Annotated in this window: 25 protein-coding genes and 2 pseudogenes; 14 read left to right on the forward strand and 13 right to left on the reverse strand. The window is 72.1% G+C overall.

What is annotated here, in order from left to right; all coding sequences use genetic code 11:
- Positions 1-10 precede the first annotated feature (10 nt).
- Together ACFC0B_RS29495 and ACFC0B_RS29500 are read right to left on the reverse strand one after the other, a co-directional pair.
- Positions 11-841: pseudogene (locus ACFC0B_RS29495) on the reverse strand (IS3 family transposase); the annotation flags it as partial.
- Positions 838-1,014 carry a hypothetical protein gene (locus ACFC0B_RS29500; protein ID WP_376092368.1) on the reverse strand — a complete coding sequence of 59 codons (177 nt, stop codon included), beginning with the start codon at positions 1,012-1,014 and terminating at the stop codon, positions 838-840. The gene ACFC0B_RS29500 and the pseudogene ACFC0B_RS29495, both read right to left, overlap by 4 nt.
- 269 nt (positions 1,015-1,283) lie before the next feature.
- Between ACFC0B_RS29500 and ACFC0B_RS29505 the strand changes: the two genes are divergently transcribed.
- On the forward strand, positions 1,284-2,117 hold the full coding sequence (locus tag ACFC0B_RS29505) for a DUF4097 family beta strand repeat-containing protein (RefSeq protein ID WP_376092371.1): 834 nt from the start codon (positions 1,284-1,286) through the stop codon (positions 2,115-2,117).
- Positions 2,118-2,123: 6 nt separating this feature from the next.
- On the opposite strand, the gene ACFC0B_RS29510 is transcribed toward ACFC0B_RS29505, so the two are convergent.
- From ACFC0B_RS29510 to ACFC0B_RS29525, 4 genes and pseudogenes are all read right to left on the reverse strand, one after another.
- Positions 2,124-2,342, reverse strand: a complete 219-nt coding sequence (locus tag ACFC0B_RS29510) for a transposase (protein WP_376092374.1) — start codon at positions 2,340-2,342, stop codon at positions 2,124-2,126.
- A 23-nt stretch (positions 2,343-2,365) separates the two neighbouring features.
- Positions 2,366-2,674: pseudogene (locus ACFC0B_RS29515) on the reverse strand (transposase); the annotation flags it as partial.
- Positions 2,675-3,041: 367 nt separating this feature from the next.
- On the reverse strand, positions 3,042-3,770 hold the full coding sequence (locus ACFC0B_RS29520; protein WP_376092377.1) for a hypothetical protein: 729 nt from the start codon (positions 3,768-3,770) through the stop codon (positions 3,042-3,044).
- Positions 3,767-3,949, reverse strand: coding sequence for a DUF397 domain-containing protein (locus ACFC0B_RS29525; RefSeq protein WP_376092380.1), 183 nt, complete (start codon positions 3,947-3,949; stop codon positions 3,767-3,769). Before ACFC0B_RS29525 ends, ACFC0B_RS29520 begins: the two co-directional genes overlap by 4 nt.
- 131 nt (positions 3,950-4,080) lie before the next feature.
- Between ACFC0B_RS29525 and ACFC0B_RS29530 the strand changes: the two genes are divergently transcribed.
- Positions 4,081-5,766 carry an IS1182 family transposase gene (locus ACFC0B_RS29530; protein WP_376092383.1) on the forward strand — a complete coding sequence of 562 codons (1,686 nt, stop codon included), beginning with the start codon at positions 4,081-4,083 and terminating at the stop codon, positions 5,764-5,766.
- 45 nt (positions 5,767-5,811) lie between these two features.
- On the opposite strand, the gene ACFC0B_RS29535 is transcribed toward ACFC0B_RS29530, so the two are convergent.
- Positions 5,812-5,997 carry a DUF397 domain-containing protein gene (locus ACFC0B_RS29535; protein WP_376092385.1) on the reverse strand — a complete coding sequence of 62 codons (186 nt, stop codon included), beginning with the start codon at positions 5,995-5,997 and terminating at the stop codon, positions 5,812-5,814.
- A gap of 2 nt (positions 5,998-5,999) precedes the next feature.
- Complete coding sequence (locus tag ACFC0B_RS29540) at positions 6,000-6,875, reverse strand: helix-turn-helix domain-containing protein (RefSeq protein WP_376092388.1); 876 nt, start codon at positions 6,873-6,875, stop codon at positions 6,000-6,002.
- A gap of 141 nt (positions 6,876-7,016) precedes the next feature.
- Between ACFC0B_RS29540 and ACFC0B_RS29545 the strand changes: the two genes are divergently transcribed.
- The 6 genes from ACFC0B_RS29545 (at position 7,017) to ACFC0B_RS29570 (ending at position 11,632) form a co-directional block, all read left to right on the forward strand.
- Positions 7,017-7,478: an ATP-binding protein gene (locus ACFC0B_RS29545; RefSeq protein WP_376092391.1), complete on the forward strand. Its 462-nt coding sequence runs from the start codon at positions 7,017-7,019 to the stop codon at positions 7,476-7,478.
- The gene (locus ACFC0B_RS29550) at positions 7,468-7,662 is read left to right on the forward strand and encodes a hypothetical protein (RefSeq protein ID WP_376092394.1); all 195 of its coding nucleotides are present in this window, start codon (positions 7,468-7,470) and stop codon (positions 7,660-7,662) included. The genes ACFC0B_RS29545 and ACFC0B_RS29550 overlap by 11 nt, the downstream gene beginning before the upstream one ends.
- Before the next feature lie 196 nt (positions 7,663-7,858).
- The gene (locus tag ACFC0B_RS29555; RefSeq protein WP_376092397.1) at positions 7,859-8,542 is read left to right on the forward strand and encodes a hypothetical protein; all 684 of its coding nucleotides are present in this window, start codon (positions 7,859-7,861) and stop codon (positions 8,540-8,542) included.
- Positions 8,543-8,628: 86 nt separating this feature from the next.
- Positions 8,629-9,405 carry a hypothetical protein gene (locus ACFC0B_RS29560; RefSeq protein ID WP_376092400.1) on the forward strand — a complete coding sequence of 259 codons (777 nt, stop codon included), beginning with the start codon at positions 8,629-8,631 and terminating at the stop codon, positions 9,403-9,405.
- Between the two features lie 76 nt (positions 9,406-9,481).
- Positions 9,482-9,943, forward strand: coding sequence for a pyridoxamine 5'-phosphate oxidase family protein (locus ACFC0B_RS29565; RefSeq protein ID WP_376092403.1), 462 nt, complete (start codon positions 9,482-9,484; stop codon positions 9,941-9,943).
- Between the two features lie 102 nt (positions 9,944-10,045).
- Complete coding sequence (locus ACFC0B_RS29570) at positions 10,046-11,632, forward strand: alpha/beta hydrolase (protein WP_376092406.1); 1,587 nt, start codon at positions 10,046-10,048, stop codon at positions 11,630-11,632.
- Here the strand turns inward: ACFC0B_RS29570 and ACFC0B_RS29575 are convergent.
- Complete coding sequence (locus ACFC0B_RS29575) at positions 11,586-12,809, reverse strand: alpha/beta hydrolase family protein (protein ID WP_376092409.1); 1,224 nt, start codon at positions 12,807-12,809, stop codon at positions 11,586-11,588. The genes ACFC0B_RS29570 and ACFC0B_RS29575 overlap by 47 nt on opposite strands.
- A gap of 135 nt (positions 12,810-12,944) precedes the next feature.
- On the opposite strand from ACFC0B_RS29575, the gene ACFC0B_RS29580 reads away from it, so the two are divergent.
- The 6 genes from ACFC0B_RS29580 to ACFC0B_RS29605 all read left to right on the forward strand — a co-directional run bounded on the left by ACFC0B_RS29580 (position 12,945) and on the right by ACFC0B_RS29605 (position 17,268).
- The gene (locus ACFC0B_RS29580; RefSeq protein ID WP_376092412.1) at positions 12,945-14,219 is read left to right on the forward strand and encodes a sensor histidine kinase; all 1,275 of its coding nucleotides are present in this window, start codon (positions 12,945-12,947) and stop codon (positions 14,217-14,219) included.
- Entirely contained in the window at positions 14,216-14,887 is a 672-nt protein-coding gene (locus ACFC0B_RS29585; RefSeq protein ID WP_376092415.1) for a response regulator, read from the forward strand. The genes ACFC0B_RS29580 and ACFC0B_RS29585 overlap by 4 nt, the downstream gene beginning before the upstream one ends.
- Before the next feature lie 78 nt (positions 14,888-14,965).
- Positions 14,966-15,277, forward strand: coding sequence for an ArsR/SmtB family transcription factor (locus ACFC0B_RS29590; RefSeq protein WP_376092418.1), 312 nt, complete (start codon positions 14,966-14,968; stop codon positions 15,275-15,277).
- Between the two features lie 98 nt (positions 15,278-15,375).
- Entirely contained in the window at positions 15,376-16,602 is a 1,227-nt protein-coding gene (locus ACFC0B_RS29595) for an MFS transporter (protein WP_376092421.1), read from the forward strand.
- Positions 16,603-16,683: 81 nt separating this feature from the next.
- Positions 16,684-17,010, forward strand: coding sequence for a cupin domain-containing protein (locus ACFC0B_RS29600; protein ID WP_376092424.1), 327 nt, complete (start codon positions 16,684-16,686; stop codon positions 17,008-17,010).
- 3 nt (positions 17,011-17,013) lie between these two features.
- Positions 17,014-17,268 carry a hypothetical protein gene (locus ACFC0B_RS29605; RefSeq protein ID WP_376092427.1) on the forward strand — a complete coding sequence of 85 codons (255 nt, stop codon included), beginning with the start codon at positions 17,014-17,016 and terminating at the stop codon, positions 17,266-17,268.
- 19 nt (positions 17,269-17,287) lie between these two features.
- On the opposite strand, the gene ACFC0B_RS29610 is transcribed toward ACFC0B_RS29605, so the two are convergent.
- The 4 genes from ACFC0B_RS29610 to ACFC0B_RS29625 form a co-directional block, all read right to left on the reverse strand.
- A complete protein-coding gene (locus ACFC0B_RS29610; RefSeq protein ID WP_376092430.1) occupies positions 17,288-18,517 on the reverse strand; it encodes a hypothetical protein in 1,230 nt (409 codons plus the stop codon).
- 249 nt (positions 18,518-18,766) lie between these two features.
- Positions 18,767-19,147, reverse strand: coding sequence for a hypothetical protein (locus ACFC0B_RS29615; RefSeq protein WP_376092433.1), 381 nt, complete (start codon positions 19,145-19,147; stop codon positions 18,767-18,769).
- A gap of 113 nt (positions 19,148-19,260) precedes the next feature.
- On the reverse strand, positions 19,261-19,884 hold the full coding sequence (locus ACFC0B_RS29620) for a hypothetical protein (RefSeq protein WP_376092436.1): 624 nt from the start codon (positions 19,882-19,884) through the stop codon (positions 19,261-19,263).
- A 272-nt stretch (positions 19,885-20,156) separates the two neighbouring features.
- Positions 20,157-24,275, reverse strand: a complete 4,119-nt coding sequence (locus ACFC0B_RS29625; protein ID WP_376092439.1) for an FG-GAP-like repeat-containing protein — start codon at positions 24,273-24,275, stop codon at positions 20,157-20,159.
- Between the last annotated feature and the right edge of the window lie 172 nt (positions 24,276-24,447).

Genomic DNA, 24,447 nt, shown 5'->3' on the forward strand with positions numbered 1-24,447 from the left:
GGGTGAGGTAGCCCCACTCGGGGTGTTTGCGTAGGCGCCTGCGATTGTAGAGGGTCTCGACGAAGGCGAAGACCTCCGCGCGGGCAGTGGCACGGTCGGGCCAGACCCGGGTGCCGATCTCCTCCTTCAGGACGGCGAAGAAGCTCTCGGCGGCGGCGTTATCGTAACAGGAGCCAACTCTTCCCATTGACTGCCGCATGTCCAGCTTGTCTATTTCACTGCGGAATTCAGCTGACGTATATTCACTGCCGCGATCCGAATGGAAGATGCAGTCTCGCTCCAAGTCGCCTCGGCCGGCGGCCATCCGCAGCGCGGCCACCGGCAGATCGGCGCGGTGGTGGTCGGCCATCGCGTAGCCGGCCACCTCGCGGGTGGCCAGGTCGATGCAGGTCGCCAGGTGGAGCCGGCCCTCCTCGGTCGGCAGGAAGGTCATGTCGCCGACGAGCCGCATCCCCGGGAGAGGCGCGGTGAAGTCGCGCCCGACAAGGTCCGGGGCGAACACCGGCTTGCGGGCCTGGCGGGTCAGACCGCGGCGCCGGCGGCGGGTGACGCCCGTGATCCCGCGCTCGCGCATGATGTGTTCCACCTTCTTCCGGTTCGCCGCCCGGCCCTGGCGGCGAAGTTCCGCGTGAACGCGCGGGGCGCCGTGGGCGCCCCGCGATGCGAGGTGGATCACCGCGATCTCGGCGGCCAGGAGGTCCTCGGCCCGTTCGCGGGCGCGACGGTCCTGTTCGCCAGCCCGCCAGGCGTAGAAGGAGGAGCGGGCGATCCCCAGCGCCCGGCAGATCCGCTTGACGCCGAAGGCACCGTGGTGCTCCTCAACGAAACGGAAGCGGATCACCGATTCGTCTCGGCCGCGAAATAGGCGGCCGCCTTGCGCAGGATCTCGATCGCCTTCTGCTGCTCGAGGTTCTGCCGACGAAGCCGGGCGAGCTCCTCGCACTCGGGGCTGGTCAGCTCGCCGGGCCGGCCATCGCCCCGGTCGGTGCGGTCCTGCTTGACCCAGCCCCACACACCACATAGGGCACGGTCTTACTGCCCGGAGGCCGCGCCCGGCCCCGTCTCAGGGGTCCGCGCCATGACAGAACTGCTGCCACCCACCCCGTCCCCCATGAAGAGTGAAAGGAGTCGATCGCCCTACAGAACGCACTGTGAATTGGCATAATGGAGCTGCCTGATAGTCGGACCTTAGGCTGCTCCACCGCATCAGTCCCAAATCTCCGCCGTTGGGCGACAAGAGCCTGTCACAGAACCTCACAGGGTAGAGATCGAGAGGCGCACACATGGCCACCAAGCAGACGTTCAGTGTAGAGGGCGAGAGTCCGGTTCGCGTTCACCTCACCTCTGCCACAGGCAGGGTAAGGGTGATTGCCAATCCCGGCGCCGAGAAGACGAGTGTGACCGTTCGCACCGCGGACGTCACCGGCCCTAGTGTCGACGCTGTGAGTGGCTCCACTTTCCACGAAGTGGCGGGAAATAATGAGAAGACACTCAGGATTCGCGTTCCGCACCCCATGGGGGCTGTTCGGAACGCCGCCTCTGGGTCCACTGGGGGGAATGTTTACAACAACACTATCAGCGGCGGTACCCATTTTGGGACGATTATTCAAAGGGGGAGCGTGGACGGCGTTACTCTCTCTGGCGGTCAGATCGCTCTGAATGATGAGAAATTGGCTAGTTCCTTCACTTCTTCCCCTTCGCCTATCACGGTTGATGTTTTCCTGCCTCAGAGCTCCAGCTTCACCCTCATCACTACTGAGGCACATCTCACCACGCGTGGGGCCCTCAAGGTTCTCGAAGTCGAGTCCGTCGGCGGAAGCGTTGAGGCCGACGCCGTTTCAATTGCCTTCATCCACACCACCAGTGGTTCTGTTGGGGTTAGTAGCCTCCAAGAGGAGGGTGATATCAGCACTATTGACGGTGACATTAGAATCGATTTCTACACGGGGCGGAACCTGGGCGTGCGCTCGACAAACGGTGGCATTCGGCTGGCCGCCGCTTCTGGAGCCTCAGGCCCGGTTCGGCTTGCCACCGTGAGTGGCGATGTAGTGACCCGGGGGATTCTGCATTTGGACCCAACGGCCACCTCCGTCAGCGGCGAAGTTCGACACCAGTAAAAGGTCCTAACAAAGGCGTCGGGCGTTTCGGTGGGTGATCAGACTTGTGGCGAGGCCGAGGAAGGCCTCGTGGATGTCGTCGCGTCGCTCCCAGCGGATGCGAAGGCGACGGAAGCCGTGGAGCCAGGCGATGGCGCGTTCGACGACCCAGCGGTGGGCGCCGAGACCTCTGATCCGTGGGGTACTCCGCGGTGGGCGATCACCGGTTTGATGCCCTGTTTCCACGCCAGCCGCCGGTACTTGTCGTGGTCGTAGCCCCGGTCGGCGAGCAGGACGTCCAGTTTGCGCCGTGCCCGGCCGACGAGGCTGGCCGCGGCGGGGACCTTCGCGAGCAGGGGCAACAGCTGGGTGACGTCGTTGCGGTTGCCGCCGGTCAGCGACACCGCGAGCGGGATTCCCTGCCCATCGACGAGGACGTGGTGCTTGCTGCCCGGTCGCGCGGCCGACCGGGCTGGGTCCGCTTTTGGGCCTCGTCGGGTGGCCCGGACGTGGGTGGAGTCGCTCACCGCCCTGGACCAGTCGAGCTGCCCGGTGGACCGGAGCTTTCGAAGCACCACCAGGTGGAGCCGGTCCCCGGCGCGCGGCCGGGGCGGGGGAGCCGCGGGCGCCGGTCTCGGCGAGTTCGGTGTCGATCTCCACGAGGAGCGAGGCAAGTTCGTCCGCCTCCGCTCCGGTGACCGTGGTGTGGGCCTTGGTCAGGTCGGCCCGCAACTCGCCGAGGTACTGCTAGGCGACCTGAAGTTCGAGGTTCACTACGGATTGCACGTCCGCCAGGACTTGGCGGACGGCTCCACCGGTCACCCTTCCTATTGTCCCGTCCTTACGTACACGGCGTGGGTGGAGCCGGTCGTCGAGGAGGCGGGAAGCTGGTAGCTCGGCAGAGGGCGCGTGAGCTGGGTGTGGGCCGCGAGGGTGCCGGGGGCGCTACCTGGACCGGCGGTCGTTCCAGGTGGCCGCGGTGAAGGCGGCGGTCGCGGCCAGCCAGAGGAGGGTGGGGAGGGAGAGGAGGAGGGTGGGCGTCAGCGGCAGCCAGACGAGCGCGAAGCAGCCGAAGAAGGCGAAGACGACGGCGAGGGCGCCGACGGCGGCGAAGCGGGCCGCTGCCGGGCCCAGCCGGGGCCAGCTCAGGCCGTGGGAGGCGGTCGCCGATCCCAGGCCGACCAGGAGGGCCACCCCGAGGAGGACGGGGAAGGACGCGTTCGGGTTGTCGGCGCGGTGTCCCTGGTAGGCGAGCGCGGCCACCCGCCCCCGGAAGATCGTCAGGTCCACTGTCGTGCCGATCTCCACGTCCTGGTGGAAGGCCGCGCCGACCTTGTAGCTCTGGGTGGGAGCCGTCTCGCGTGCCACGGTCACCGTGAGGCTGGCGGCCGGGTCGCCGGCGGCGGGACCGGCGCCGGCGTGGACGGCCTTGGCCGTCACGGTGCCCGTCTCGATCCGCACGCAGCCTGTGGCGGGCTGGTCGGCCTTCACGCTGCACGGCGGGGCGGAGCGGTAGCCGTACACGCGCAGGTCGGCACCGGCGAACCAGGTGAAGCCGAGCACGGTGGCGGCCAGTCCGGCGAGGATGAGTAGGGCCGGTATCAGCGCGCGGGCGACGGCCTTGGGGGGCCGGGGTCGGCTTGGCGGCCTCGCGTCCGTGATCCGAGCATTCATCCGGTGGATTTGGCGAAGTCGACGAAGGCCTGCCAGGCGGGAGGGTCGAAGGTGAGGTGGGGGCCGGTCTTGTCTTTGGAGTCGCGGACGTGGATCGTGCCGAGGGTCTTGGCGATCTCGACGCATGCGGCGCCTTCGTTGCTGCTGTGGCTGCTCTTGAACCAGGTCAGCTCGGTCATGGGATCAGGATGCGCCGAGGGCCCGTCGCTGGGAAGGACGCTGTTGGTTAATTCGGGCCTTTGCGTGACGTCGGCCTCCATGACCTGGTTGTGGTCTTGGAGGCCGGCGTTGTCGTGTGGGGAGGGTGTCGATGTCGATGCGGCCAGTGGAGTCCGGGGAGATCCCGGCGGAGACGGTGCGGGTGGCGCGGGCGGCGTTTCCGAAGGGAAGTCTGGCGATCCGGGTCCGGGACGAGCTGGGGGTCTTGTTCCGGGACGAGCAGTTCGCGGATCTGTTCCCAGGGCGGGGCAAGCCGGCCTGGTCACCGGGCCGGCTTGCCCTCGTTGTGGTGCTGCAGTTCGTGGAGGGGCTGACCGACCGGCAGGCGGCCGAGGCGGTGCGGGCCAGGATCGATTTCAAGTACGCGCTCGCCCTGGCGCTGGATGATCCCGGCTTCGACCACTCGGTGCTGTCGGAGTTCCGCGATCGCCTGGTCGAAGCGGATGCCGGCCGCCGGGTGCTGGACTCCGTCCTGGCCGCCGCCCGGGACAGGGGTCTGCTCACGACCACGGGCCGGGCCAGGACCGACTCGACCCACGTGCTGGCGGCCGCTCGCGCACTGAGCCGACTGGAGATGGTGGCCGAGACACTGCGCGCGGCCCTGAACGCCGTCGCCCGCTCCGCCCCCCAATGGTTGGCCGACGTCGCCGAACCGGACTGGTTCACGCACTACGCCACCCGGGCCGAGGAGTCCCGTTTCCCTCGTAGTCGTGCCAAGCGGGAGGACGTGGCTCTGCGGATCGGCCGCGACGGCACGCGGCTGCTGCAGGCTGTCTTCGGCCCCGGCGCTCCGGACGGCCTGCGTGGGCTGGGCGAGATGGAGGTCCTACGGCGGGTCTGGGTCCAGCAGTTCCACCTGGTCGATGGCGAGGTGAGGAACCGGGACCCAAAAGACCGGCCGCCGGGCGCGATGCTCCTGGTCACCCCCTATGACGTCGAAGCCCGGGGCAGCGTCAGGCGCGAGATGCAGTGGGACGGTTTCAAGGTCCACCTCACCGAGACCTGCGAGAGCGATGCCGTGCACCTGGTGACGAACGTGGTCACCACCGTCGCGCCGGTCCCCGATGACCGGATGGCCGCCGTCGTCCACGCGGGCCTGGCCGAACGGGACATGCTGCCCGACGAGCACTGGGTGGACACCGGCTACGCGAATGCCCCCGCCGTGGCAGCCGCACGGCGTGATCACGGCGTCGCACTGCACGGCCCGCTGAAGTCCGTCACCTCGGCCCAGTCCCAAGGCAAGGCCGCCTACGGTCAGGACGCCTTCACCATCGACTGGAACCGCCGGCAGATGACCTGCCCGAACGGCGCCGTCAGTACCCAGTGGGCCACCCGCCGCTCCCAGCGGCGGCTCCCGGTCATCCGGGTTCGCTTCTCACCCGCCGACTGCGGCCCCTGCCCGCACCTGCGCGCATGTGTCAGCTCCCCGAACGCTCAGCGCCGGGAGATCACGCTGCGGACCCGTGACGAGTACGAGGCACTGCATCAGGCCCGGGCCCTCCAGCAGACCGACGAGTGGAAGGACCGCTACAAGATCCGCGCAGGCGTCGAAGGCACCATCTCCCAAGGTGTCGGGCGCTGCGGCCTGCGCAGATCCCGCTACCGCGGCCTCGCCAAGACCAGCCTCCAGCACCAGCTCACAGGCGCCGCGATCAACCTCGCCCGCATCGACGCCCACCTCACCCAAACCCCCCGGGCCCGGACCCGAACCAGCCACTTCGCAGCACTTCGCCCCGCCGACCAACTGGTCGGCGGGGCGAAGCAGGACCCGAATTAACCAACAGCGTCCTGGGAAGCGGCGGGCCCTCGGGGTGGTGCTGTTTCAGACGTTGGCGTTCGCGGCGAACTTCACGAACGCGTGCCAGGCGGCCGGCTCGAAGGCCAGCTGGGGGCCGCTCTTGTCCTTGGAGTCACGGACGTGGACGGTGCCGGGCGTCTCGGCGACCTCCACGCAGTTGGCGTCCTCGTTGGTGCTGTGGCTGCTCTTGAACCAGGCCAGGTCGGTCATGCCTACCGCTCTCCCAGAATCTGCTCGATCAGGGCCATGGACTCCCTCAGGCCCAGGGCCTGAGCCCGGATGCTGCTGTACCGTGCGGCCATATTACGGACTTCCACGGGATCCGTGATCAGCCGGTTCACGTGCTGCGCCGCCACGTAGCCGATTTGCGGTCGACCGGGTGGGGTGAGCAGTGCGAACGAGCCGCCCATGCCGGCGTGGCTCATGCGGTCGAGCGGCATGACCTGGAGCTCGGGACCTCGCATGTCGCCCACCTTGAGGAGGTGCTGGAGCTGCTCCTTGTGCATGTCCCACCCGCCCAACGGGCGCCGGAGGACACTCTCATCGACCACCCAAGTCACCACGGGCAGGGGCCACCGGGCGAGGATCTCCTTTCGAGCCATGCGGGCCGCCACCCACTCGTCGATCTGCTCGGGGGAGAGCAGAGGCCGACGCATTTCGTACAGTGCTCGGATGTAGGCCTCGGTCTGCAGGAGTCCCGGGATGACCATCGTGCTGTAGTCGTGGATCTCGATCGCCTTCGACTCCTCGGCCGTGAAGGCCTTGGAGAAAGCCGGGTGGCGCTCGCTGATCCTGATCTTCGCCTTCATCACGTCGTCCGCGACGACCTTCAACGCCCCGCCTGCACCCACGGCGTCGTCGACCTTCGCGAGGATCTCGATCCTCGGCGTCCGCTTCCCCCGCTCGACCGCGCCGAGCATGTCCTCGCTGTAGCCGATGATGTCGGCCAGTTCGCGCTGCGTGAGCCCCGCCCGCTCGCGGAACATCTTCATCAACTTCCCCACGGCGCTGTAGAACTCGGCCACCCCGTCCGAGTTCTCCGCCGTCTCCCCGTCGTCGAAGACCGTGCGCTCGACGCCACCCGCCATGGGAATCACCCCTGCTCATACGTGCTTGCGACCGAATGATCCGAGCCGCCCCGACCGGACGACCCTCCGCGTCCGCACAAGCACGCTCCGTGCCTGCCCGACTCGTGGTCAGCGTACGTCCGGGCCACCAAGATTTTCCCCATGACGACCGAAATCCCGCTCGACAACCCCCGCCGGCACACCGTCACGCTCGCCGCCACGCCCAAGGGGGCCAGCCTCTGTCGCGCCACCGCCAGAAGCCAACTCGCCCTCTGGGGAGTCGATTCCACGTTCGGGGAACCGTTCCACTCCGCGCTGATCATCGTGGCGGAGCTGGCGTCGAACGCGATCTGGCACGGTCGCGTTGCGGGGCGCGGATTCGAGCTGCACCTCCGCCTCACCACCCTTGTGCGCCGGGGCGCCACCCTGCGGATCGAGATCTCCGACTGCCGGGGCGACCGCTTCCCCGTCCTCCCCGCCCTCCCGCCGGCCCGCAGCTCGGACGCCCAGTCCGGCCGGGGGCTCGTCCTCATCGACGCCCTCGCCGACCGCTGGGGTGCGGTGCCCCGCCACCCCAGCGCCAAGACCGTCTGGGCCGAACTCGACCTCGCCGATGCGCGCTGAACCCCGCCATAGCGGGCCGCCGCCGCCCGCCGTCGCCGGAAGCGCCGTGTTCGGCACCGTGCTCCCGTTCGTGCTGCTGCTCGCCCTGCTGGCGTGGGCCTACCCCCTCACCACCCGCCACCACGGCCACCACCCGCACCCCGTCCCCCTCCCCGTCTCCACCGCGACCGCCACGCCCCGTTGACCCCGCCGGAGTGGGAAGTCGGAGGCGCCGACTTCCCACTTTCGCTTGCCGGACGCGGGTCTCGCGCCAGACGTGCGCTGAACGGGGTAAGCCTCGGCTCCCAACCGGGTGACAGTACAGGCGAGTTGCGTCCTTCCAGGGGTGTTCGAGTGTGGGATGGGCCCGAAGCCCTACGCACACGAAAGGTGTTGCGGCAATGACGCAGCAGTACACCCTCCGGGTCAAGAACGGCAACCCGCACGCGACGGGTCAGATCTTCGGCATCTTCACACTGCCGGTCCTGGACTCCGGTCCCCAGGACCCCTTCGCCATCGCGTGGATCACGCAGCAGATCGAACCCACGCACGAGTACTCCTGGAACTGGGACCTCACCTGGGCACTGACCTTCGCCCAGACGGGATTCGAGAGCGGCGTGGCGTTCACGGGGGAAGGGAGTCAGGCCGTCGATCCCGATGACGACAAGCAGTGCAGCTGGTGGTTCGACACGGCCCCGCCCCCTCCCGGCAGCAACGCCCCGGACTACGAGTTCACGTCCCGGCACGGCCAGCACGACAAGAAGACGATCTGGGTGGAGGACACCGGGAACGTGCTGTACGACCCGGCGGTCTCCGTGGGTATCGGCCTGTCGCTCAACGGCGCCGAGCCCACCCCGGTGATCGCCGCGCAGGCCGGGCCGCACCTCTCCCAGACGTTCACGCTGACCCCCACCTACTTCGTGAAGGCGGGCAACTACAAGCAAGGGGCGATGGCGAGCGTGGCGGACGTCACCACCGAGGCGGGCGTGGTCAACTTCGAGGCACTCGGTTGCTACGACGCCACCGTCACGCTCCTGCCCGACAACACGTGGAAGGTCGAGTGCACCCAGGACATCATCACGTGAGCACGCCGGATCCCACGGGCAGCACGGCCCTCCACTGGATGGTCTACGACGGCAGCGCGTGGAGTGATCCCCGACCCATTCCGGGAGTGACGAACCCCGGCTGCTACGCCCTGGCCGACTTCAACGCCATCGGACGGCTGGTGTGCGTCTACGCCGGTGAGGGTTCGGAACTCTCCTGGGTCAGATACAGCGCGGTCGACCACGAATGGAGCGAGCCGTACGCCGACCCTCGGCACCTGGTCGGGGCGCACTGCGGGGCGGCGGAGTACCGGCAGAACCTCTACTTCTTCCATGACGGTGAGGGGGAGTTCGCCCTCCAGGTGGCCAGGACGCCCGACGGGCAGAACTGGGGCCCGGACGAGCCGGTGGCCACGAGTATCGGATTCGGGCCGGCGGCCACCGCCGTCGGCGATCACCTGTACTGCGTGTACAGCAGCCCCTATGACATCCAGTGGACCGGCTTCGACAGCGCGTCCTGGTCCCCGGGCCAGTGGCTCGGCCAGGGGTACGATCTCGGCAATCCGCCCGCGCTCGCCCGGTTCCGGAACAAGCCGTACTGCGTGTTCGACACGACGGAAAGCAGTCTCTCCTGGGGCAGCTTCGAGAACGGCGCGTGGAGTCCACCCCAGCAGATCCCCAACGGTCCCGAAGTCGCGGTTCCGGCCCTGGCCAGGACCTACGTCGGAGACCGGCTCGTCTGCGTCTACTACGACGACTACAGTCCCGGAAAACTCCAGCAGTTGGAATTCGACGGCGCCGCGTGGAAAGGGCCCACCACGATCGCCGGCGTGACCGACGCCGGGGACCGGCCCGCGCTCGCGCTGCACGGCGACAAGATCTACTGCGTCTACCGGTCCCAGTAGGAGTTCGCTCTCGGTCGTCGGGCGTAGGTCCCGCGCCCCATGCGCACCGTGAGACCGCCGACTAGGGTCGGTTCCCATGCACAGCACAGGAATCACCGGCCGCCAGGTGACGGAGCGCAAGCGGGAAACTCTGGAGCGGCTCGTGGCCGAGCGGGACATCTGGGTCTCGACCTCGCACCCCGACCACGGGCCGCACCAGGTGCCACTGTGGTTCCTGTGGGACGGGCGCGCGGTGTGGATGTGCACCAGTGCCGGCTCCGCCACCGCGCGGAACGTGCGCGCCGAGCCGCGCGTGCGCCTGGCGCTGCCCCACACCCTCGACGTGGTGCTGATCCAGGGTGAGGCGGAGGGCTTCGCGGAGCAGGACGTGCCCGCCGAGGCGGCGGAGGCGTTCACCGCCAAGTTCGGGTGGGACCCCCGGACGGAGGAGGGGTCCTTCGTCTACCTCCGCGTGGTGCCGGCGGTCGTGCGCGCCTGGCGCGGCGAGCCGGAGCTGAACGGCAGGCTCATCATGCGCGACGGGGCTTGGCTGGATTAGCGGCTGACGGTGCGCCAGGGAAGTCGGATCCCTACCTCCGCGAGGGGATGACAGCCGGGCGCGCCGTCCCTATGGTCCAGACCTATGCTGAAGAGATCACGCGTGACCGGCCCGTTGAGAACCGCCGGTGTCGCACTCGCCCTGGTGCTCGCGGGCTCCGGGACCGCCCAGGCCGCACCGGCGCCGTCCGCCCAGCGCCTGGTCTGGGCGGACTGCCCGGCCGACCCGTCCGGGGCGCCGGTGGACCCGCGGCTGCGCTGCACCACGCTGCGCGTGCCGCTGGACTACCGCGCCCCGCACGGGCGTTCCATCGAGATCGCGGTGTCGAAGCTCGCCACCGCCAAGCCCGGCGTGCGGCGCGGGATCCTGGTGCACAACGGCGGCGGGCCCGGGGTGGCCAGCCTGCACCTGCCGAGCGCGCAGGAGGCGGGTTACCCGCAGGACGTGCTGGACCAGTACGACCTGGTGAGCTTCGACCCGCGCGGGGTCGGCCGCAGCACCCCGCTGACCTGCGGGCGGACGGCCACCGAGGTGCCGTACGAACTGGCCTTCCCCTTCCCGTCCCCGGACGGCTCGATCGCCCCCAACGTGCGCTACGCCCGCGAGCTGGCGCGCGACTGCCTGGCCCGCAACGGCGAGTTGGTCCGCCACCTGACCACCGCCAACACGGCGCGCGACCTGGACCGGATCCGGGCCGCCCTCGGTGAGTCGAGGATCTCCTACCGCGCCGCCTCGTACGGCGGCTACCTGGGCGCGGTCTACGCCGAGCTGTTCCCGGGGCGGACGGACCGCTTCGTCCTGGACAGCAACACGGACCCCAACGTCACCTGGCAGGAGCGGCTGGCCACCTGGGACCGGGCGGGGGAGCTGCGCTTCGCGGACTTCGCCGCCTGGGCGGCCGAGCGGGACGCCGACCTGGGACTCGGCGCGACCCCGGCGGCCGTGCGCGCCAACTACCTTGCCCTGGCGGCGCAGTTGGACCGGACCCCGGTGACCCACCCGGTGGCCGGTCCGGTGAACGGCAACCTGTGGCGGACGCTCTACCGGCTGGACTCGTACCACACCGCGCTGTTCCCGGAGATCGCCGACTGGTGGCGCTTCCTCGCCTCCGGCGGCGCAGGCCCGGTCCCGTACTGGTGGCTGTCCAAGGGCACCCCGGGCATCCCGGACGACAACGACGTGGTCGCCCTGACGGCGGTGCTCTGCGGGGACACCCCGGCGCCGCGCGACCTCGGCCGGTACCAGCGGAACGTCACCGAGAGCCGGCAGCGCCACCCGATCCTGAACGGCATGGGGGCCAATGTGTGGCCCTGCGCCTTCTGGCCCGCCCCCGTGGAGCCCGCCGTCCGGGTCACCGACCGGGGGCCCGCGAACATCCTGCTGCTGCAGACCGAGCGGGACCCGGCCACGCCGCTGGTCGGCGCGCTGGGCATGCGGGCGGCGCTCGGCAAGCGGGCCCGGATGGTCACCGTCGACGGCGGCAACCACGGCGCCTACGACCGGTGGACGCCGTCCTGCGCCGTCACCGCCGCCGACCGGTTCCTGAGCACCGGCGTGCTGCCCGCCCGGGACCAGTCCTGCCGCCCCGACCCTGACCCCGTCCCCGTCCCCGTCGCGGACCCCGCCGCCCGGGCGGCCGCCGTCAGCGGACCAGGCGGACCTCGGGGTGTCCGGGGGACGGCGTGGTGAACAGCGGCGTCGGCCGGTGGCGCAGGTGGAGGTCGAAGAACGCGGCCAGATAGGCGCGTTGGGCCGAGACGGCCCGGGCGGGGTCGATCGTGCCGAGCAGGTGGTCGACCTCGTCGGCCGGCCAGGGGAGGACGGGCCGGGCGGCGGTGAGCAGGACCTCCAGGTCGGCGAAGCTGCCGTGCCCGGAGTCGTCCAGCCGGAGCTGGCGGCGCCAGGAGGTGAGGCGCGGCCAGAGCGCGTCCCACATGGCGTCGCGGGCCGGGCGCACGTCCGAGGCGCCGAACAGCAGCAGCGGGCGGTCCAGGCCGTCGGTGGCGACGGTGCCGAAGACCGGGCCGTCGAGGGAGGCGCCGGCCAGCACCCGCGGGTCGTCGTGCAGGGTCTGGACGGCGGTGGCGCCGCCCATCGAGTGCCCGGCCACGCCGACGGCGGTGAGGTCGAGCGCCGCGCCGAGGCCCGGCGGGAGGGGGCGGTGCTCGGCGTCGGGGTTGGTGCCCGCGGCGAGGTCGGTGAGGCGGTCGAGCACGAAGCGGGTGTCGGCGGTGCGGTAGGCGACGATCTCCTCGTCGGTCATGGCGAACACGGCGGGCTTGTTGCGGACCTCCAGGCGGCCGTCGGGGAAGGCGACCTCACCGGCGTCGAAGGTGTGGTCGAGGACGACCACCACATAGCCGCGGGAGGCGAGGTCCTCGGCGGCGAGGGTGCCGAAGGAGCGGTCGGCGCGCGACCCGGGGGAGTAGAGGACCACCGGCCGGCGGGCCGTGCGGTCGACAGGCGCGTCCTCGCGGGAGTGGGTGGCCGGCCAGACGAGCCGGCCGGGGGCGACGCCCAGGTAGTCGGCCTCCAGATGGGCCCGCTCGGCCGCCCCCGCCCACGGCGCGAGCCGGTGCGCGGGCGCGCCGCAGGCGGCGGCGGGGTACCAGAGCTGCGCCATCAGCTCGCGCGGACGCGGGGTGGGCGCCCAGCGGTCGGGGCGCCGCGGGTCGACGAGGTGGAGGGCGGTGGTGCCGACGGGCAGCAGGCCGGTCGGGGCCGGGAGGGTGATCGGGACCGGCGCGGTGGCGGTGGCGGCGGGTGCCTGGGCGTGGGCGGTGGCGGCGGTGCCGCCGGTGAGCGCGCCGGTGGCGAGCAGCACGGCGAGCGCGGCGGCGGCCGGGCGGGAACGGTGGTGCGGCATGCGGGAGTTCCTCCGAGGAGCGGGTCGGTCGGTGCGCTCCCCACCTTGGCGGCCGGACCGCGGCCGGCGCGTCCGGCCGTGGGCATACGACCGTGGTCGGATGCCGGCCCGCCCGGCCGTGGCTAGCCTGGCCGGATGCTGAACGACGAGCGGGTCGCGCCCGTCCCGTGGACCAAGCGGCTGGCGCCCGCGCACCGGGCGTGGACGGACCCGCTGGCCGCGCTGGCCGGTACGGCGCTGACCGCCGCCCGGGTGCTCGAAGCGGCCCGGCACTTCGACCCGCACGGGCGCGGCAACCCGCCGCCGGACGGGCCCGCCGCCGTGGCCGTCGCGCTGCTCGCCGCCGTGGTGCTCGGCATGGCCCTGGCCGCCCGGCACCGGGACCCGGTCGGGGCGTGCGCGTTCGCCCTGCTCGCCTGGGCGGGGACGGTGGCGGGCTGCCGGCAGCCCGCGATCGGGGTGGTCGTCGGCTTCTGGGCGGTGCTGGTCGGGGTGCTGGTGGCGTACACGGCGGCGGCCCACGACCGGCGGGCCGCGCGGGTGGCGCTCGGCGCGGCCGCCGCCGGCTGGGCGGTCACCCTCGCGGCGCCCGCCGAGGTGGCGGGCAATGTCTTGCTCGCCGTGATCGGGCAGACGGTGGGCTGGGCGGTGGGGGACGCGGTGCGCCGCCACCGCGCGCACACCGCCGCGCTCGCCGCGCGGGCCGCGGCCCTGGAGCGCGCCGCGGCCTCGGAGGAACGGCTAAGGCTGGCACGGGAGTTGCACGACGTGGTGGCGCACAGCCTGGGGGTGGTGAGCGTCCAGGCGGGCTTCGGGCAGTACGCGCTGGAGCGTGCCGCGCAGGAGGACGGGCCGGCCGCGGCCGCGCTCGCGGCGATCCGGACGGTGAGCGCGGAGGCGCTGCGCGAGATCCGGGCGCTGCTGGCCGTGCTGCGCGAGGACACGGAGCACGGGGCGCCGCCGACCGCCCCGGCCCCCGGTCTGACGGCGGCGGACCTGGCGCGGCTGGCGGACCGGACGGGCGCCGCCGGGGTCGCCGTGCGGGTGCGGATCCGCGGCGGGGAGCGCGAACTGCCGCCCGGCGTCGGCCTGTCCGGCTACCGGATCGTCCAGGAGGCGCTGGCCAACGTGGTCCGCCACTCCGGCGCGGCCGCGGCCCGGGTGGAGGTGGAGTACCGGGACGGCGAGCTGTGGCTGGAGGTCACCGACGACGGTCCCGCCGGGGGCCGCGCCCGCGCCGACACCCCGCCCGGCGGCACCGGCCTGGCCGGGATGCGCGAGCGGGTGGCCCCGTACGGCGGCTGGTGCGCCGCCGGGCCGACCCCGGCGGGCGGCTTCCGGGTCACGGCGGGCCTGCCCCTGGAGGCGGCGGCCGTCCCGGGGCGTGCGGCGGAGGTGGTCCGGCCGTGACGATCCGCGTCGTGGTGGCCGACGACCAGGCCCTGGTGCGGGCCGGCTTCGCCGGCATCCTGCGCCTCGCCCCCGGCTTCGCGGTGGCCGGCGAGGCGGCCGACGGCGCCCAGGCCGTCGAACTCGCCCACCGGGAACGGCCGGACGTCGTCCTGATGGACGTCCGGATGCCCGGGCTGGACGGCATCGAGGCCACCCGCCGGATCACCGCCGGACCGTCCGGCAGCCGGGTGCTGATCCTGACCACCTTCGAGCTCGACGAGTACGTGCGCGGCGCGCTGCACGCGGGGGCCGGCGGCTTCCTGCTCAAGGACGCGGAGCCGGCCGAACTCCTCGCCGCCACCCGGGCGGTGGCCGCCGGCGAGGCCGCGCTCGCGCCCAGCGTCACCCGCCGGCTGATCGCCGCCCTGCTCGCCGACGGCCCGCCCGCCGCCCCCGAGGACCCGGCCCGGACCCGCGCCCGCGCGGCCGTCGCCGCCCTCACCGGCCGTGAGCGGGAAGTGCTCGCGCTGGTCGGCGACGGCCTCACCAACCCCGAGATCGCCGCCCGCCTGCACATCACCGAGGGCACCACCAAGACCCACATCGGCCGCCTGCTCCACAAGCTGGCCGCCCGCGACCGGGTCCGCCTCGCGATCCTCGCCCACCACGCGGGCCTGTCCCGGTGATCTCCCGCCGGGTTGACACGCTTCTTCGTATCGAGAATATTGGATACGTCATGAGGGGTTCGCGGAAGGAGGTGGACGGTGGATCCGCTGGCCGTTCACAAGGCGCTCGCGAACCCCGCACGGGCGGAGTTCCTGCACTGGCTGAAGACGCCCGAGCGCTACTTCGACGAGGAGTACTACCGCGAGCGCGGCGTCGGCTTCCACATCGGCGTGTGCGTGACGGAGATCCGGGAGCGCTCGGGGCTGGCCCAGTCGGTGGTCTCCGGCTACCTGCAGATCCTGCGGGACGCCGGACTGCTGGTCTCGGAGCGGGTCGGCAAGTGGACCTTCTACCGCCGTGACGAGGAGACGATCGCCGCCTTCGCGGCGTACGTCCGCGACGAGCTCTGACACCCGCGCGAGGGTGCGCCCGGTGGGCGCGGCCTGCTCGCGCGGGCCTTTTTTCGGGAAAATTCATCTAACTATCTAGATTTGTAGGTTGGTCTGCCATGGGAAAGACCGGTCCTGTCGTCCTGACCCTCTCCCTGGGGGTGTTCGGCATCATCACCACGGAGATGGGCGTCGTCGGGGTCCTGCCCCGGATCTCCGAGGAACTCGGCGTGCCGCCGTCCACGGCCGGCTGGCTGGTCGGCGTCTTCGCGCTGGTGGTGGCCGTGGCCGGCCCGTTCGCCACGCTGCTGGCCTCCGGCGTGCGGCGCAAGACGGTGCTGGCGACCGCCCTCGCGGTGTTCGCCGCCTCCAACGCGGTCTACGCGCTCACCGACCGGTTCTCCGTGATGCTCGTCTTCCGGATCGTGCCGGCCGTCTTCCACCCGGTGTTCTTCGCGGTGGCGCTCACCGCCGCCGCCCGGCTGGTGCCCCCGGAGAAGGCGACCCGGGCCGCCACCACCGTCTTCGCGGGCGTGACGCTCGGCTTCGCCTTCGGCGTGCCGATCACCTCCTACCTGGCCGAACACCTCTCCCTCGCCGCCGCGTTCTGGTTCGGGGCGGGCGCCAACCTGCTCGCGCTGCTCGGGATCCTGGCCCTCTTCCCGGCGATGCCGACCGAGCGGCGCCTCTCCTACGGCAGCCAGCTGGGGATCCTGCGCCGCCCCCGGCTCTGGCTCGCCCTGGCGGCCGTGGTGCTGGTCTTCGCCGCGATGTTCTCGGTCTACGGCTACTTCGCCGAGTACCTGGAGCGCGTCACGCACCTCGACGGGTCCGCGGTCGGCGCCCTGCTGATGGCCTTCGGCATCGTGATGGTGCTCGGCAACCTGCTCTTCGGGCGGCTGCTGGAGCGCCACCCGGTCCGGACGGTGACCGCCTTCCCGGTGCTGTACGCGCTCGTCTACGCGCTGGTCCGGATCGTCGGCCCGTGGCCCGTGCCGATGGTCCTCGGAGTGCTGCTCTGGGGGGCGGTGCACTCGGGCGGGCTGGTGGTGAGCCAGACCTGGCTGGCGCGGGACGCCCGGGACGCGCCGGAGTTCGGCAACAGCCTCTTCATCTCCTTCTCCAACCTGGGCATCACGCTCGGCAGCGCGGTCGGCGGCCTCGTCGTCGCCACCGCCGGGACGCGCCAGTTGCCGTGGGCCGGTGCGGCGTTCGCGCTGGCGGCGCTGGCCGCCGTGCTGCTGCGCCGCCGGCTCGGGGCGGAGCCGGGGTCGGAGCCGGGGTCGGAGCCGGAGCCCACGAGGTTTTACCGAACGGTCGACCAATCGGACGGGGTGCTCGGGTAGCGTCCGGGACATCCCTTCCGAACACCACCGCGCGTCCCGGCCGCCTCCCCGGCGGGGCGGGGCGCGCCGAGGAGGCCTGCGATGAACCCGGTCGATCTGTACGAGGCGGCGTCCGCACGGCCGGAGCCGTGGAGCTCCGCCGTGCTCGGGCGGGTGGGGACGGCCGCCGTGAAGGTCCTGCGGATGGACGGGCGGCCGCTGCCCGTCGAGGTGCACGAGGAGGCCGAGCTGCTGCTCGTGCTCGACGGCCGGCTCGAACTGCTGGTGGACGGCGTCGAGGTGACGGTCGGCCCGGGCGGGCTGTACCGGGTGGCGGCGGGCGTCCGGCACGCCGTGCGACCTGGCAGCACGGGGACGCTCGTCCTGGTGGAGTCGGCCGCCGGGGCCGGTGTCGGCGGCGCGGAGTAGCCGGTGAACAGCGGGGGCGCGGCCTTCGTCGTGTGCACCCGCGCCTACGCGGCGGCCGCCACCGGGGCCGCCGCGTACGACGGCCCCGGTGACGACCTGGACGAGGAAGCCGCCCCGGAGGCGGACGAGGAGGCGGCCGACGCGTTCACCGAACGGCTGGTGGAACGCTTCGGCGACCTCGACGCCGCCGCCGTCGGCGACGAGAACGCGTTCTGGGGCGTCGCCGCCGAGGAACTCGGGTACGGCACGGGCGGGTGAGCCGGTGGCGGGGCGGGTCTCAGGGGCGCCAGACCGCCGTCAGGTGGGAGGGGTAGAGGCTGCCCGGTGAGCGGAGCAGGAAGAGGCCGACCACCAGGCCGGCGTTGTTGACGAACAGGGCGGTCCGGTCGGAGCTGTTGGGGGCGAGGTCGGTGAGGGTGCCGTCGGCGGCCCAGATCCGGCCCGACTGGTACTGCCGCGCCGGGATGCCGTCCCAGGCGTAGCCGACCGCGGTGCCGGCGTCGTTGATCCCGACGGCGGACGAGTTGCCGCCGGTCAGGGGTTCCCGGGCCAGCGGGGTGAGGGTGCCGTCCGGGCTCCAGCGGGCGGCGTGCGAGGCGAGTTGGCCCGGGTCCGGCTGGTAGCTGCCGACGACCGTGCCGGAGGCGTTGATCGCGGTCGGCGAGGTGTACGCGCCCAGGTCGCGCAGGGTGCCGCCGGGCGAGCGGACCAGGCCGTGGCGGCTGCTGCCGACCCCCTGCGGCCGGTCGGCGACGCCGATCACCGTGCCGGCGTCGTTGATCCCCACCGGCCAGTCGCCGCTTCCGGCGGTCGGGCCGGTCTGGAACCGGACCGGGGTGCCGTCCGGGCGCCAGACGATGCCGTGGAACGCGTCGATGCCGCTGGAGGACCGGCCGATGACGAGGCCGGCGCTGTTGACGCCGATGACCTCGCTGGTGGTGTCGCCGGGCAGCGGGGCGAGGGTGACCGTGGTGCCGTCGGGGCGCCAGGCCACCGCGTGGGTGCCGGCGGAGCTGCTGTAGGAGGTCCCGACCACGATGCCGCTGCCGCTGACCGCCTTGGGCCTGCTGTACAGGTCGCCGGGCAGCGGGGGCAGCGCGGTGGCGGTGCCGTCGGCGGCCCAGCGGACGGCGGTCGACTGCCAGGCGGTGCGGCCGGTGGGCCAGGAGATGCCGATGGCGAGGTTGGCGTCGTTCACCCCCAGGGCCTGGGCGTAGGCCTCGCCGGGCAGCGGCGGGAGGGTGGCGGGGGTGCCGTCGGCGGCCCAGCGGACCGCGCTGGCCTCGACGCCCTGCCCGGAGGCGTAGGCGTAGCCGACGACGACGCCGGCGCTGTTGACCCCGGTCGGGTCGCTGTACGACTTCCCGGGCACGCCGGTCGGCAGCGTGGTCATGGTGGGTGCGGTGGAGACGGCGGAGGCGGTGGGGGCGGCGCCCAGGAGCGCTCCGGTGCTGAGCGCGGCGGCGACGACGGCGGTCGCCGCCCGTCGGCCGGGTCGGACGGTCATGGCACGGGTTCCCTGTCTGCTCGGCGGCGTGTCGGCCCGGTCGCGGAGGTGTTCGTGGTGGACGGGCCGCTGGTGCGTGCGGTGGTACGGGGTGCGCCGTGTGCTCCGCCGGCGGTCGGGGCGGCGGTCGTTACGGGCGCGACTCTAGCCGCGCCGCCTCGCCTTCGCAGGCGAATCGGCGACTCCGGGTGCGTTCCGCAGGTGCCGGGACGACACCGCCGTGAGAGGTGAGGGAGAAGGGGGAGCGGTTCAGCAGCACTCGTCCAGGTAGAGGAGGGTCAGGCCGTCGGCCGAGGCGAACTCGAAGGGGCGGTAGGTCGGGGACTCGCCCGTGTCGCTCAGCCGGTTCTTGACGGCCTGCCAGGTGTCGGCGCGGTCTTCCGGGGCGATGTGGCGGTACTCGAAACCGGCGCCGACACCGATGATCACCGCGTCGGCCGTGGTGAGCAGGCGCTTCACCATCTGCGGGGGGAGCGGTCCGCGGACCTTGCGCCAGCGCTGTCCCCGGTCGTCGACGAACTCGGTGCGGCCGGCGGACGACAGGACGCCCTCGCGGTAGGGGTGCTCGACCGGGGGCAGGGCGGCGGTGACTTCGGCCAGGGTGGCGGCGCGCGGGCGCTTCTTGCTCATGGCGCCAGCCTCTCAACCGTCCGGGGGCGGACGTGAGCCGGGGCCGGTCGCGGGGGGAGATCGCGACCGGCCCCGGCTGTCGGGGGGAGGGGGGAAGGGGGAGGGGCGGGGTGTCAGCGGAGCCAGGCGTGGTCGCGGACGACCGGGAGGGCGGCCCAGCGGCGGGCCAGGCCCCAGGTGCGGCCGGCACTGGTGGCGGCGAGGGCGACCAGCAGGACGGCGTAGAGGACGTGGTAGTCGACCAGCGGGTTGGTGGAGCCGCTGGCGGTGCCGTCGGCGAGGTGGCGGGCGGGCGGCCACTCGGCGGCCCACATCAGGGCGAGCAGGGCGGTGCCGCCGGCCGCGGTGATCTGCAGGGCGACGCCGCCGACCAGGGCGAGCCCGATGCCGAGCAGGCCGAGCATGAAGAGCCAGTCTGCCCAGGCCTGGCCGGCCATGGCGTGGAAGGTCCCTTGGAGCGGGCCGGCGGCGACGTGGCTGAGGAAGCCCTCGGTGGGTGACACGCCGTCGAGCCAGGCGCGGCCGTCGGCGGTGGAGTAGCCGAGCCCGAAGGTCTTGTCGGCGAAGGCCCAGAGGAACACCGCGCCGAGGGCGATCCGTGCGGTGGCGAGGGCGGCGCCGCTCGCGGTGAGGGCGGTGGGGACGGCGCGGGCGGTGCGGTGGGCGATGGAGCGGCGGGTGCCGGTGTGGCGCGCGGCGGTGCCGGAGGTGTGGGCGGCGGTGTGGTGAACGGCCATGGCGGGGCTCCTCGTTGGGGAGGGTCCGTGGGGTGGACCGGGGCGGTCCGACGGGCGTCGGACCGGGCCGTGCGGCGGAGCGGCGGTGCGGTTCATCTGCGGTCAAGCCTGCCGTGCCGCGGGCGGCCGGTCTGCGGGCCGTTGGTCCCGGTCGGGGGGAGCGAGGGTCCCGGGCGCGGGCCGGTCCGGGGGAACGAGGGTCCCGGAAACGCCGGATCCGCAGCGGCGGAGGCCGCTGCGGATCCGGTGGAGGAGAGGTGCTGCCGGAGGCGCTACAGCAGGACGTCGAAGAACGACGTCCAGCCGGTGCCCACCAGCGTGCGGCCCGACGGCGGGAAGTCGTACAGCTCACCGGTGTTGGTGGTGCCGACCGCCTCCGCCGCGCCGTCGTTGTCGAGGTCGCTCACGAAGGGGTTCCACAGACCGGGCCAGAAGCCGTTGCCCCAGAAGTAGCGCGGGCCGAAGCTGGTGCTCTGGGCGTTGCTGGTGTTCGGGAAGATGTACAGGTCGCCGCCGTTGGTGCGGCCGATGATGTCGGCCTTGAAGTCGCCGTTGACGTCGCCGACCCGCAGGGTGATCCAGCCGTCGGGCCACCAGCCGTTGCCGATGAAGAAGCGGCCGCCGAGGGTGGAGGTGCCGGTGCCGCCGGTGCCGGGGTAGACCCAGAGGTCGCCGCCGGAGTCCCGGGCCACGACGTCGGTCTTCCCGTCACCGGTGACGTCGCCGAACGCCAGCGTGGTGTAGCCCCAGCCCACGCCGATCAGGGTCCGGGCGCCGACCGTGCTGGTGCCGGTGCCGCCGGTGCCGGAGTACAGCCACATGTCGCCCTCGTGGGTGATGCCGACGATGTCGGTGTGCCCGTCGTTGTTGAGGTCGGTGGTGTAGGCGTTGGTCCAGTAGTCGCGCCACCAGCCGTTGCCGGCGAAGTAGCGGCCGCCGAGGGTGGAGGTGCCGGTGCCGCCGGTGCCCGGGTAGACCCAGACGTCGCCGTTGGCGTCGCGGGTGAGGATGTCGGTCTTGCCGTCCGCGTTGAAGTCGGGGCGGCTCTGGCTGCCGCTGGTCCACTGGCCCTGGCCGACGGCGTTGTAGATCACCAGGACGCCGTGTTCGAGGACCATCGCGTAGGAGTTGGGCTTGCCGTTGGTGCGGGAGCTCCAGAGCGCCCTGGAGCCGTCGGCGCTGTAGACGACCAGGTTGCCGTCGGCCTGCATCCGGGCGAACGCGTTCGGGTTGCCGGCGGTGTTGGAGGCCCAGAAGGTCTTGCCGGCCTTGGTCAGCACCAGGTTGCCGTCGGCCTGCATGGTGAGCTTGGCGGTGCCGGTGGCGTACTCCTGGCCGGAGGACAGGTTGGTGCCGGAGGGGATCCGGGCGCCGACGACGCCGTCGACGGTCCAGCCGCCGGAGAAGGAGTTGACGGTGCCGCTCCAGGCCTGGCCGTACCAGGCGAACAGGGTGTTGTCGGCCTTGCGCGCCCACAGGTCCGGGACGCCGTCGCCGCTGATGTCGCCGATCGAACCGACCGTCGGCCAGAGGTCCTTGGTGACGCCGTAGCCCACCTTGGTGCGGTCCTTGGTGCCCCAGGTCGCCAGGTCGACGACGCCGTTGGCGTCCTTGCTGCCGTAGGTGCGCAGGATGTCGCCGCCGGCCTCGTCGCGCAGCCAGAGGTCCGGGACGCCGTCGCCGTTGAGGTCGCCGGGGGCGATCACGGTGTACTTGTCCCAGTCGTCGCCGCCGACCAGGACCGGGTCGGTGTTGTCCAGGTAGTCGTTGCGGGCGCCGTAGTAGGCCCAGAGCAGCTTGCCGTCGCGCACCAGGAGGTCCGGGACGCCGTCGCCGTTGAGGTCGCCGGGGGAGAGGATCTGGGTGTTCGGGCTCTGGAAGTGGTCGTTGCCGGACGGGCAGGTGCCCTCCTCGTCGGCGACCGGGCAGAACACCTTGAGCTCCTGCTTGCGCTTGCCGAAGTTGACGGTCGCGGTGCCGAGGCCGTTGTTCGGGTAGCTCCAGAGCTTGCGGCGCTTGTCGACGCTGTCGTACTCCAGGCTGACGAGGTCGTTGTAGCCGTCCTCGCCCCAGTCGCCGGAGTAGGTCATGCGCGGGTCGGTGAAGCTCAGACCGCCGTTGGTGGCGGAGGAGAACCGGCCGTCGCCCTGGCCCGCGTAGGTCAGCAGGGTGCCGTTGGAGTCGACGCTCCAGATGTCCTTGTGGCCGTCGCCGTTGAGGTCGTAGGCCTGGTCCCTGCTCTGCGAGCGGCCGGCGTAGAACAGGTAGGTCGCGGTGTCGGAGCGGTTTCCGGCGGCGTCCTGGCTGAAGGCGTGGACGAAGTGCGGGCCGACGCCGGAGGGGGTGAGCGAGATGGTGGCGGAGCCGCCGGCGGGGACGTCCCTGGACTTCACCGACTGGTCCCAGTCGGTGTAGTAGCCGTACCGGACGACGTCACCGACGCCGTTGGCGGAGAGGGTGAAGTCGCCGGGGGTGCGGGCCTTGCCGGTGCCGGCCGGCCAGCCGTTCTCGCCGTCGGGGAAGGCCGCGGAGTCGATCTTGGGGGCCTTGACCGGGCGGGTCCGGTCGACGGTGAAGCGGCAGGTGGTGCTCCAGCCCGAGTACTCGCTCTGGTCGTACGCCCGGACCTGCCAGGTGTAGTCACCGGTGGGCAGTTCGGCGTCCGGCACGACCAGGGTGGAGACCCGGCCCTTGAGCGCCGGGATCCACTTGTCGGCGACCAGCGCGCCGCCGCGGAAGATCTGGAACTGCGCCGAGAGGTTGCCCGCGTTGGGGTCGTCCACCAGCGCGTACAGGCTGACCGTGGTGTTGCCGATCAGGCCGCCGGTGGCGCAGTCGGTGCGCGGGTTGGTGCCCAGGCCGGAGGGGGTCAGCGGCGGGTCGTTGTACTTCGTCTCCAGGTAGGCCGACTTGGAGTCGAACTTCTTCCAGCCGAAGGTGTCGCCCTCGTTCTCGGCGTACAGGCCGAGGGTGATGTTGGGGTCCCCGGCCGCGGCGACCCGCTGCATCTTCCAGGTGACGTCCCATTCGAGGTTGCCGCCGGGGCAGCTGCCCGAGTTCCAGCCCTTGGACTGGTTGACGGTCCCCAGCCAGTCGATCTTGCCGGGCTGGTGCTCCCAGGTGGTGTTCTTGTCGATGCCGCCGGTGTGCCAGAGCTGGACCGGACGGGCCTGGCAGGACCAGGACCAGACGTTGTTGATCCGGAAGGTGGAGGAGATCACCTTCCGGCCCTTGATGTTGCTGGTGTCCAGCTGGAAGAAGGACCGGGAGAGGCCGTTGGTCTCGCTCTCGTAGCCGACCCGGGCCACCTCGTTGGCGTTCCAGAAGCTCATCTTCGGGTACTTCTTGTAGACCCGCGTCCAGTTCTGCCGCCCGCCCCACGCCCAGGACGGGTCGATGTAGACCGGGTACCGGGTGTCGGCGGCCGTCAGCAGCGCCTGGTCCGGCGTGATCTGCAGGGTGCTGCCGCTGACCGCGGTCGGCATGACGGCGTCCTTGGCGCCGGCCGGCTGCTCGAACCCGCTCGCGGGGTCGGCGGTCGGGCCGGCGACGCTGAGGGCCTCGGCCGCCGGGGCGGCCGCCGACTTCGCGGCCGGGGCGGCGGGCGGGGCGCTGCTGACCGTGGTGGAGTCCCACATCATCGGCGGCGGGCTGGTGAACACCGGCCGGCCGGCCGGGTCGGTGGCCCGCACGGCGCCGGTGGCCGGGTCGGTGGCGACCGTCACCCCGACCGTGGACATCGTGTACTTGAGCGTCGCCAGCTCCGGATTGGCCGCCGCCTGGGGCGTCTTGACGACCACCAGCTGCGAGAAGCCCTCGACCTCGGCCTTCAGCTGGACGTCGACGCCGGGCAGCACCTCGGTGTAGGTGGCGACGTTGCCCGAGAGCGTGGGCGCGGGCAGCGGCTTCGGCCAGGAGAGCGAGAGCGTGCGGCCGTCCTTCACGCCGGTCAGCAGCGGACCGGTGCCGCCGCCGGAGAAGGCGACGGTGACCGAGGCGGCCTTCGGCCGGACCGAGCCGTCGGCCGAGACCTGCAGCGTCGGATCGGTGGCCACCCAGGCGCCGCCGCGCAGCACGCGGACCGGGGTCCCGTAGTGGCGCACCGAGAAGGTGCCGTCCGGGTTGGCCCAGGTGTCCGACAACTCGGTGCGGGCGTTGACGAGTTCGGCGGGGGCGCCGGTCGACCTGGCCTGCTGGAGGGCCTTCTCCTCGGGGCTGACCGAGCCGTCGTCCGGGGAGGTGGTGCCGGCGACGGCCGGAGCGGCCGGCAGCGCCCGGGCGGCGGTGGGCGGCACGACGGCGAGGCCGACCGCGAGCCCCCCCGCCAGTGCCAGGGCTATCGCCCCGTTCGGCCGCAAGCCTCTGCGGCCGTTGTAGGAAAGGTTGGTCACGCTGATTCCTTCGGGATGGGTTTCCTTGCACGAAGCGGTAGGACTCTATACCGGCCGGTCAACCCCCCTCCGGCACGGTTTTTCCGACCGGTCGTGAGAGTGACTTCCCCTCATGAATCGGTATTCGGACGAACGTTGAGTGGCATTCAGCCGTAATTCGCGCGATGGCGAT

This window comes from Kitasatospora sp. NPDC056184 (assembly GCF_042268405.1).
Lineage (GTDB): Bacteria > Actinomycetota > Actinomycetes > Streptomycetales > Streptomycetaceae > Kitasatospora.